8 protein-coding genes are annotated in these 9,176 nt (G+C 64.7%); 4 read left to right on the forward strand and 4 right to left on the reverse strand.

What is annotated here, in order from left to right; genetic code table 11:
• Positions 1-163: 163 nt before the first annotated feature.
• From RMN95_RS12080 to RMN95_RS12090, 3 genes are all read left to right on the forward strand, one after another.
• Positions 164-1,318 carry a cystathionine gamma-synthase gene (locus RMN95_RS12080; protein WP_309617159.1) on the forward strand — a complete coding sequence of 385 codons (1,155 nt, stop codon included), beginning with the start codon at positions 164-166 and terminating at the stop codon, positions 1,316-1,318.
• Positions 1,319-1,440: 122 nt separating this feature from the next.
• Positions 1,441-2,721, forward strand: a complete 1,281-nt coding sequence (locus RMN95_RS12085; RefSeq protein WP_309617160.1) for an amino acid permease — start codon at positions 1,441-1,443, stop codon at positions 2,719-2,721.
• A complete protein-coding gene (locus tag RMN95_RS12090; RefSeq protein ID WP_309617161.1) occupies positions 2,714-3,385 on the forward strand; it encodes a cyclase family protein in 672 nt (223 codons plus the stop codon). The genes RMN95_RS12085 and RMN95_RS12090 overlap by 8 nt, the downstream gene beginning before the upstream one ends.
• A gap of 13 nt (positions 3,386-3,398) precedes the next feature.
• On the opposite strand, the gene RMN95_RS12095 is transcribed toward RMN95_RS12090, so the two are convergent.
• The 4 genes from RMN95_RS12095 to RMN95_RS12110 all read right to left on the reverse strand — a co-directional run bounded on the left by RMN95_RS12095 (position 3,399) and on the right by RMN95_RS12110 (position 7,799).
• Entirely contained in the window at positions 3,399-4,643 is a 1,245-nt protein-coding gene (locus RMN95_RS12095; protein ID WP_309617162.1) for an ABC transporter permease subunit, read from the reverse strand.
• The gene (locus RMN95_RS12100) at positions 4,640-5,452 is read right to left on the reverse strand and encodes an ATP-binding cassette domain-containing protein (RefSeq protein ID WP_309617163.1); all 813 of its coding nucleotides are present in this window, start codon (positions 5,450-5,452) and stop codon (positions 4,640-4,642) included. The genes RMN95_RS12095 and RMN95_RS12100 overlap by 4 nt, the downstream gene beginning before the upstream one ends.
• 21 nt (positions 5,453-5,473) lie before the next feature.
• Positions 5,474-6,508 (reverse strand): substrate-binding domain-containing protein, encoded by a 1,035-nt coding sequence (locus RMN95_RS12105; protein ID WP_309617164.1) that lies wholly within the window; start codon positions 6,506-6,508, stop codon positions 5,474-5,476.
• 106 nt (positions 6,509-6,614) lie between these two features.
• Positions 6,615-7,799 (reverse strand): ROK family transcriptional regulator, encoded by a 1,185-nt coding sequence (locus tag RMN95_RS12110; protein WP_309617165.1) that lies wholly within the window; start codon positions 7,797-7,799, stop codon positions 6,615-6,617.
• 281 nt (positions 7,800-8,080) lie between these two features.
• Between RMN95_RS12110 and RMN95_RS12115 the strand changes: the two genes are divergently transcribed.
• A complete protein-coding gene (locus RMN95_RS12115) occupies positions 8,081-9,133 on the forward strand; it encodes a substrate-binding domain-containing protein (protein ID WP_309617166.1) in 1,053 nt (350 codons plus the stop codon).
• Positions 9,134-9,176: the final 43 nt, after the last annotated feature.

Consider the following 9,176-nt stretch of genomic DNA (forward strand, 5'->3'; position numbering starts at 1 on the left):
GCCCCTGGGTTTAATCGGTGTGCACGAACCGGTCAGCGCGGCACGGATCGCGCTCTCCGCCACCGACGCCCTGCTGGTCACCGACGGCGGCAAGCCCGGCGCCGTGCTGACCCGACACGACCTGCTGACTTTCTTCAGCGCCTGATCATCAGAAGGAACCACTGTGAACGACGAGCACGCCTTCTCCACCCGAGCCATTCATGCCGGGCAGGAGTTTGATCCGACCACTGGCGCCGTGGTGCCGCCGATCTATATGACGTCGACCTTTGTGCAGGATGGCATCGGCGGTTTCCGCGGAGGCTACGAGTACGCTCGCGGTGGTAATCCCACCCGCGACTCGCTGCAGGCTCTCCTGGCCTCGCTCGAGGGTGGCGCGCACGCCTATAGTTTTGCGTCCGGACTCGCCGCAGAAGACACGCTGCTGCGCGCGGCGCTCGCTCCGGGCGACCACATCATGATGGGTAACGATGTCTACGGAGGCACCCACCGACTCGTCAATCGTGTGCACGTGCCATGGGGCGTCACGCTCTCGACGGTCGACATGAGCGATGTGGATGCGGTGCGCGCCACCATCCGACCCGGGACGACAAAGGTGCTCTGGGTCGAGACCCCCAGCAACCCCCTCATGAAGATCAGCGACATTGCGGCGCTCGCCGGCATTGCCCACGAGCACGACGTACTCGTCGTCGTCGACAACACCTTCGCCTCGCCCTACCTGCAGCAACCGCTCTCTCTGGGAGCCGATGTGGTCATGCACTCGACGACAAAGTACATCGGTGGCCATTCCGACGTGCTCGGCGGGGCGCTCGTCCTGAACGACGACGCGCTAGCCGAGAAGGTCGGATTCCTGCAGTTTGCGGTCGGTGCCGTATCCAGTCCCATGGATGCCTGGCTCACCGTCAGGGGCATCAAGACGCTCGCGGTGCGTGCCGAACGGCATTCGTCGAATGCCCTCGCCATCGCGAGCGCGTTGGTGGGGCATCCACAGCTCGACGCTGTGTACTACCCCGGACTCGACACTCATCCAGGCCACGATATAGCCGCGAAGCAGATGCGCGCCTTCGGTGGGATGCTGTCTGTGGCCGTCAGCGCGGGAGCCGCAGCGGCTCGCACCTTCGCGGAGTCGACCACTCTGTTCCAGCTGGCCGAGTCGCTCGGTGGCGTCGAATCGCTGGTCTGCTATCCCTCCATGATGACCCATGCCTCCGTGCGGGGAACCGAGCTCGAAGTGCCCGAGAACGTGGTGCGACTGTCGGTCGGGATCGAGGATGTCGACGACCTGTTGGCTGACGTTCTTCAGGCGCTCGAGCGCTTCTAGCGGCGCGGGGCTACCAATTACACTCACGGCGGTTCGGCGCAATAGGAGAGTTGGCGGCAACCACAGCCGTGATGGCGGTTTATCGCTAGACCGCAGCGAACCGTCGCTGGCAGGGTGATGACATGACCACCACGGGCGAGCATTCCGGCACCGCCACGACGGGGCGGCTCGGCCTCGGCTCGGCCTCCGCGTTGTATATCGCCGCGGTTCTGGGAACGGGAATCCTCGCCCTTCCCGGGCTCGCTGCCGATGCCGCGGGGCCAGCGTCGATTGTCGCCGTGTTTGCCGTGCTGCTGCTGTCCATTCCTCTCGCCGGTACCTTCGCGGCGCTGGCGGCACGGTTTCCCGACGCCGGGGGAGTCGCCACTTTTGTGCGCCTCGCGCTCGGGCCGACGGCCGCGCGAATGAGCGGATACTGGTTTTTCTTTGGCGTCAGCTTCGGCGCCCCGGTCGTCGCCATCCTCGGGGGTGAGTACATCGTCGCGGCCCTGGGGATGTCGCGAGCATTCGTGCCGATCGCTGGTCTCACGTTTCTCGTCGTGCCGCTCGTAGTCAACCTGGTCGGCCTGCGCCTGACCGGTCGCATCCAACTCGTTCTGACGGCCCTGCTGCTGGTTGTCGTCGTGGGAGTGGTGGCTGTGTCGGTGCCCGCGATCGAGCCCGCGCGCTTCACTCCGTTCCTGCCTCATGGTTGGGCCGGGGTGGGGCTTGCGATCAGTCTGTTCGTCTGGGCGTTCGCCGGCTGGGAGGCCGTCACCCACATCGCTGGGGAGTTCCGCAACCCTCGTCGGGTCATCCCGATCGCCACCGCGATTGCCGTTGTGGTGGTGGGCGTGTCATACCTGGCGCTGCAGGTCGTGACGGTCGGAGTTCGCACCGAGACACGGGCCGGCAGCAACGTACCGCTCATCGATCTGGTCGCTGTATCAGCGCCGGGGGTCGGGCCGGTTGTTGTCGCGATCATTGCGGCCGTGGTGGCGGTCGGGGTGCTGAACGCCTACATTCCGGCCTTCTCGAACCTCGCGGCATCCCTCGCGCGAGACGGCCACCTTCCTCGCTGGTTTGCGACCGGGGCAGAGCCAGGCGCCGTGCCTCGCAGAGCGCTGGCGCTCTGGGCGGTAATCGCGCTGTGCTACTTTTCGATCGCCGTCGTCACCGGGCTCACGCTAGAGCCGTTCATCCTGATTCACACCAGTTCGATGGTGGCGGTGTATGCCCTGGGGATGGTGGCAGCGGTGCGGCTTCTCCAGCGATTTACCGTCGGGTGGTGGATGGCGATAATCTCGGTTGTGCTGGTCGCGGGCCTCCTGGTGCTCGCCGGCAGCCACCTGGTTATTCCCGCGGCGCTGGCCGTCGGTGCCGTCATCGTCACCATCGTCAAACGAAGGATCGCTCGTGCCTGAACCGCGCCGTGTTGTTGATCTGAGTCATGCTATCAGGGCGGGGCTGGTCACCTATCCCGGGCTGCCCGCACCGGTCGTCACCTCCCACCTGACTCGCGAGGCATCGCGATCGCACTACGCGCCAGGCACCGAGTTCGCGATGGACATCGTCACCATGATCGGCAACACCGGAACCTATCTCGACAGCCCATACCATCGGTACGATGGCGGCACCGATCTCGCTGGCCTCGACCTGGCCACGCTCGTCGACCTCCGTGCCGAGGTCTTCCACGTTCAGGATGCGAGGGAGCGGGGCATCCCGGCCAGCGTTTTTTTCGACCGCGATATTCGGGATGCCGCCGTGCTGGTGCACTCCGGATGGGATCGGCATTTCGGCACCCCCGCCTATTCCACCGGAGCCCCGTTTCTCGGCGAGGACGCGACAGACTACCTCGTCGAGCAGGGCGCGCTGCTGGTCGGGATCGATTCACTCAACGTCGATGACACCGAGTCGGGGGGCGCGCGGCCGGCCCATTCCGGACTGCTGGCGGCGGGCATCCACGTCGTCGAACATCTGACGCGACTGGGGGAGCTGCCGGAGTCTGGCGCGCGGTTCACGGCGGCGCCACCGGCCTTCGAGGGGTTCGGAACCTTCCCCGTTCGTGCGTACGCCATCGTCGGCTGACCCGGACTGCTGTTCAGGCCCGACCCGACGCCGCCCGTGATCTCCGCGACAGCGAGTCGATGACGACGGCGAGCAGAAGCACCGCCCCGGTGACAACGTAGCGAATCGATGAGTCGAGGTTGAGCAGGGTCAGGCCCGAGGTAATCGACATGATCACGAAAATTCCCAACACGGCCGAGAAGGCGGAGCCACGCCCTCCGAACAGGCTCGTCCCGCCGATCACCGCCGCCGCGATGGCGTTGAGATTCACGTCGCCCCCACCGCTGCCCTGGTTGGCCGCGGCCAGGCGACCGGCCGCAAAGAGCCCACCGAGCGCCGCGAACGACGAGCACAGCACGAACACCGAGACATAGACCCGATTGACCCGGATCCCGGCCCTCCGCGCCGCCTCCACGTTGCCGCCGACCGCAAACACCGAGCGCCCCCACCGGGTGCGGGTGAGAAGGAGGTGCGTCATGACAACGAGCACCAGGAACACGGCGAACATCGCGCCGACACCCCGCGTGAGGTTGAGGTACCAGGCAGCCACGGCCAGAAGTGCAAGCAGCCCGGCGCTCCGAGCCGCGATCATGGGGATGGATGTCGCGGACAGTCCTGCCTCGCTGCGCCGCCGTGACTGGGCCAGCTGGTTGCCGCCGAACAATCCCACGGAAGCGGCAACGAGCAGGTAGGAGGCCCATTCCGGTAGGAACCACTGCTGGCCGAACTGCACGATGGGGGAGTCGAACGGGATATTGATCGAGCCGGTCTTGCCCAGCACGAAGAGCTGCAACCCGAGAAATCCCAGTAGACCAGCGAGGGTGATGACGAAGCTCGGAACGCCGAAGAGGGTGCGCAACATCCCGAAGAACAGGCCTATGACGGCGCCGGCTGCCAAGGCGGCCAGCAGCACCAGCGGCAGCGGCAAGCCCAGCTGCACGAATCCGACGGCCAGGATCGCCGCAGACAGTCCGCTCACCGAGCCCACCGAGAGATCGATCTCCCCGAGCAACAGCACCAGCACGATACCAATCGAGATCGTGCCGACGGCCGCGCACTGCATCGTCAGGTTGACGAGGTTGGTACTTGACAGGAAATTGGGATTGAGGAGCTGGAATATGCCCGCAATGACCAGAAGCCCCACAATGACGGGGAACGATCCGAGGTCACCGCCGCGCAGCCTCCCGAAAAAGTTTCGAACCGCGCCACGGAGGCCCGCGTACTGCTGGAGGCGATCATCCGGATTCTCGACCTGAATGACCCTGGATTCGGTGCTCATCTGCGATCCGTTCGTGGCTGCTGGGCGCTTCGCCGGGTGACGGAATTGTCGCTGGCGCCGGTGATCGCGGCAATGATCATTTCGCTCGTGACATCGGCAACCCTGAAGTCGCCGTTGTTGCGCCCCAGCCGCAGCACCACAATGCGGTCTGCGACGGCCTGGACGTCGGCAATGTTGTGACTGATCAGGATGACGCCGAGTCCGCGCTCGCGCAGCCGTTCGATGAGGTTGAGTACCTCGGCGGTCTGGGCGACACCGAGCGCGGCCGTGGGCTCATCGAGAATGACCACGTCCGGGCTGCCGATCAGCGAGCGGGCGATCGCGACCGTTTGCCGCTGCCCACCAGAGAGGGCCGCCACCGGAATCCGCACGGAGGGGATGCGCGCGCTGAGTTCCCGGAGCAGGGTCCATGAGCGCTGCTCCATCTCGACCTCGTCGAGCGCTCCCCCCTTGCGCAGCTCGCGGCCGAGCCACAGGTTGGACACTACGTCGAGGTTGTCGCACAGCGAGAGATCCTGGTACACCGTCGCGATGCCGAGGTCACGGGAATCGGCCGGCGTGGGGATCGTCGTCGTGACGTCGCCGAAGGAGATGGTGCCGTCGTCTGGTGGATGAACGCCCGCAAGAATCTTCACGAGTGTGGACTTGCCGGCGCCGTTGTCCCCGACGATCGCGACCACCTCTCCCGCGTAGACGTCGAGATCCACACCGGTGAGGGCGCGAACCGCACCGAACCGTTTCGTGATTCCCCGCAGCGATAGCAGGCGCTCGGTTGTGCTCCGTTTCGCGGCGGTGGGCAGGTAGGTCATTCGTCTTTCCCCTGTATCCCGTCAGCGGATTCCCGCCGCGGCGCAGGCCGCGGCGTATTCGTCCGTGCAGATCTGGGCGACGGTGTAGATCCCGTCTGCGACAACGGTATCCATGATCGTGTCCCTGGTCACCACGACCGCGCTCAGCAGGGTAGTCGGAGTTCCCCCGGTCACGTTCTCGCTGGCGACCGGTCTACGGTTTGCCAGAGCAACGGCGGCCTCAGCCGCGAGCCCGGCTTCGAGTTTGATCGCTTTATAGATGGTCATGTACTGGTCACCGGAGACGATTCGCTGGATTCCGGCCAGCTCGGCGTCCTGCCCCGTGACGAGGGGGAGCGGCGTGACATTGGCCGCCTTCAGCGCCGCGATTACGCCTCCGGCTGTGCCATCATTGGCGGCATATACCGCCGCAATGGAGCCGGAATATTGGGTTATTTGACCGGTCACCCACTCCTGCGCCTTGTCTGGGCTCCAATCAGGGGTGTCGAAATCGGCGAGTATCTCGAAGCCGCTGCTTCCGATGACGCTCAGCGCACCGCGCTTGAACAGAGCCGCGTTTCCATCCGTCGGGGCGCCATTCACCATCAGGATTCCGCCCCGCGCGTCGTCCGCCACCAACCTATCGACCAGTGCCCGGCCCTGCAGCACGCCCACGTTCTCATTGTCGAATGAGACGTGGAACGCGAGAGTACCCCCGTCGATAAGGCGGTCGTACGCGATGACGGGAACGCCTTGCGCGTTGGCCGCCGCGACGATGGTGACTGCTGCCGCCGAATCCACCGGGTCGAGCACGATGACCTTTACCCCTGATGCCAAGGCGGCTTCGGCCTGCGACTGCTGCTTCGCGGCATCCTGGTCAGCATTCGAGTACAGCACCTCGTAGTCCCCCAGTTCGGCGATCCGCTCCTCGAAGAACGGCCGATCAAACGCCTCGTAGCGAGCTGTCTTGGACTCCGGAAGCAGAAGAGCGATCTTCACGACGCCGGGGTCGGGTGCCGAGCATCCGACCAGTGCTCCGGATGCCACGACGATGCCCGCAAGGAGCGTCGCCGCCATTCTCTGCACGCGTGGTTTCCGCGTGGCTTCTCGCCTCGACCGGGTCGTGTCTCTCACCGTGACCGCCTCCCATGGTCGCTCGAGTGTTGGTGCCATCGTGGATGTGTCACCGCAGCGACGCTCGGACTTCTGCCTCCAGGGCGACGTTTTCGATCGCCAGGGCCAGACAACCGAGCACCTCGGCACGATCACCCAACTCACCCGGCACCACCTCGGACACCCCGAGCGATCCCGCCAATGCCGACCGCTCAAGAGCGTGCCGTAATGGGGCCAGGAGCATCTCCCCTGCCTGCGCGAGCTCTCCGCCGATCACGAGCAACTCGGGGTCGAACAGGTTGCATAGGCTCGCCGCCGCGATCCCGATGTGTCGCCCCGCGTCGGCGATCACGCGCCGTGCACTGGCGTCTCCGGACTCCGCGCGCACCAGCAGATCACGGATCCGCTGCATGCCGGGGTCGTCCCTGAAGAGTTCGAGCAGTGCGGGCCCGCCGGCAAGCGTGTCGAGACATCCCCGGCTGCCGCAGCGGCAGATGGGACCGTTCTCGTCGATGGTGACGTGGCCGATCTGGCCGGCCTTGCCCGTGACCCCACGGTAGATCGCACCGTTAATGACGAGGCCGGCGCTGATCCCATGGCTTACCCGGATGTAGGCGGCACCGCGAGTGCCTCTCGCCGCGCCGAATCGGGCCTCGGCGAGTCCACCCAGGTTTGCCTCGTTGTCCACGAAAACGGGAACCTCGATGCGGTCTCCCATGACTTGTGCGACCGGGACTCCTTCCCAGCCCTTGAGCAGGCCCGAGGTGGCGATCATGCCACTCACTGAATCGACCGGGGCGGGAAGGGCGATCCCCACCGAGAGGAGGTCGGAAAAGCTCGCGTCGACTGATTCGAGCATGTCGCTGAGCAGCAGGGTCGCCCTGTCCAACTCGCGATCATGCCTGTGGTCGAGCGCGAGTGGCACATGATTCTCCGCAACGACGGTGCGCCCGACGTCGGAGATCGCCACCCGAAGGTGCCTGCTGGAGAAATGCAGTCCGGCGACGAGACCCAGCTCCCGTGCGAGCGTGACTTCGGTGGCTCGTTTGCCACTGCGGGACGTTATGGACGTATTGAGCACGCCGGATGCCGAAAGTTCCTTGACGATATTCGACACGGTCGCGGGGGACAGGCCGGTTGATCCGGCCAGCTCTATCTGGGTGAGATGGCCGTGATGCTTGAGAGAATCAACAATCCGGGCGCGGTTTGCTTCCCTCAGGGACGTCTGGGAGCCGGGGGTTGAGGTTCGGCTCACGAGCAACACGATACTCCGCGGAAGGCAGGTTGGTTACTTCAACCTGTGTACATGAGCCACCGGACGGTGCCGAGACGATCCTGAGGTTGTTTTTAGCGGTAGAACGGGACTCCTGCGCAGAGCTGGGGTGGATATGCCGAGTAGTTACCGAAGTGTTACCGCTAAATCTCTTCTCGTTGTTCCTTCAAGCAGTGAACTAATGCAGAATCAACATGCCACTGCTCAATGCGGACAGTGGTACTCGAGGAGTTTCACCTCACACCACAGAGAAAGGGAGTGACGTGAAGAATTCTTCATTGATCTCAATCGCCGTTGTGGCCACCGCTTCGGCACTCATGCTGTCCGGTTGTACGGCTGCACCCGCGACCGACGGGACCACAGCTTCGACCCGCGCCTGCATCATCCTTCCGGATTCCGCTTCTTCGCCACGCTGGGAAGGTGGCGACCGCCCCGCACTCGAAAAGGCTGTCACCGACGCAGGCTTCGAAGCGGACATTCAGAACGCCCAGGGTGACACTTCCAAGTACGCGACCATCGCCGACCAGCAGCTCAGCAAGGGCTGCGGCGTCATGATCCTGGTCGACTACCAGGGCGCAGGAATCCAGGTTGCCGCCAACGCGAAGAAGCAGGGCATCCCGGTCATCGCCTACGACCGCCCGATTGAGGGAGCCGACTACTACGTTTCCTTCGACAACGAGAAGGTCGGCGGGCTCATGGGCCAGTCAATCCTCGACGGTCTCAAGGCCGCAGGCAAAGACCCGGCAACGGCCAAGGTCGTCTACGTCGGTGGAGACCCCACAGACGGCAACGCCGCGTTCTTCCACGACGGTGCTGACGCCGTTATGGGTGCCGCCGGAATCAAGCCAGCATTCGAGACGTCCGGCTCGTGGGATCCGGCCGTTGCCGGAACCGACTTCGAGCAGGCCTACACGACCCTGCAGGGCAGTGTCGACGCAGTATGGGTCGCCAACGACTCCAACGCAGCAGCCGTGATCGCTGTGCTGGACAAGAACGGCAAGGTGCTCCCGACCTCCGGTCAGGACGCCTCCATCGCTGGCCTGCAGAACGTTCTGCTCGGCAAGCAGGTTGCCACCGTCTACAAGCCGTTCACCCTCGAGGCTGAGGCAGCGTCGACCCTGGCCATCGCCCTCCTCAAGGGCGAGACCCCCAAGGCAGACAAGAAGCTCGCCGATGGCACCCCGTTCATCGCGGTGACCCCGGTTCTTGTCGGTCCTGACAAGGTGCAGGTTGTGGTGGATGCAGGAGACGCCAAGGCGTCAGAGATCTGCACCCCGGCACTGGCTGACGCATGCGCGAAGTACGGCGTCAAATAGTAGCTCCTCAGTAAGTAGCTAATCAGTATCGGAGGGCTTCGCC

Origin of the sequence: Salinibacterium sp. (assembly GCF_031364185.1) — a bacterium.
In the GTDB taxonomy this organism is placed as follows: Bacteria; Actinomycetota; Actinomycetes; order Actinomycetales; family Microbacteriaceae; genus Rhodoglobus.

What these genes read in the sequence shown, in the direction of transcription:
- RMN95_RS12085 (WP_309617160.1), top strand. Translation starts at nt 1,441, where the DNA reads ATGACCACCACGGGCGAGCATTCCGGCACCGCCACGACGGGGCGGCTC.
- RMN95_RS12095 (WP_309617162.1), bottom strand. Translation starts at nt 4,643, where the DNA reads ATGAGCACCGAATCCAGGGTCATTCAGGTCGAGAATCCGGATGATCGC.
- RMN95_RS12100 (WP_309617163.1), bottom strand. Translation starts at nt 5,452, where the DNA reads ATGACCTACCTGCCCACCGCCGCGAAACGGAGCACAACCGAGCGCCTG.
- RMN95_RS12105 (WP_309617164.1), bottom strand. Translation starts at nt 6,508, where the DNA reads ATGGCGGCGACGCTCCTTGCGGGCATCGTCGTGGCATCCGGAGCACTG.